The sequence below is a fragment of the Variovorax sp. M-6 genome, from assembly GCF_052114385.1.
GTDB lineage: Bacteria > Pseudomonadota > Gammaproteobacteria > Burkholderiales > Burkholderiaceae_C > Variovorax.
Map to the genome: position 1 here is coordinate 1 of NZ_JBFREQ010000138.1, position 315 is coordinate 315.

General features: G+C 63.5%; 1 protein-coding gene. It reads left to right on the top strand.

What is annotated here, in order from left to right; all coding sequences use genetic code 11:
• On the top strand, positions 1-315 hold a 315-nt coding region (locus AB4Z46_RS35520), incomplete at its 5' end, for an NAD(P)(+) transhydrogenase (Re/Si-specific) subunit beta (RefSeq protein WP_442288237.1).

Consider the following 315-nt stretch of genomic DNA (forward strand, 5'->3'; position numbering starts at 1 on the left):
CTGGCGGAGGCCGAGGTGCCCTACGACCAGGTGTTCGAGATGGAGGACATCAACGGCGAGTTCGCGCAGGCCGACGTGGCGATCATCCTGGGGGCCAACGACGTGGTGAACCCGGCGGCGCTGCAGAAGGGCACGCCGATCTACGGCATGCCGATCCTGGAGGCCTACAAGGCCAAGACGGTGATCGTGAACAAGCGCAGCATGGCCGCGGGCTACGCCGGGCTGGACAACGAGCTGTTCTACATGGACAAGACCATGATGGTCTTCGGCGATGCCAAGAAGGTGGTCGAGGACATGGCCAAGGCGATCGAGTAG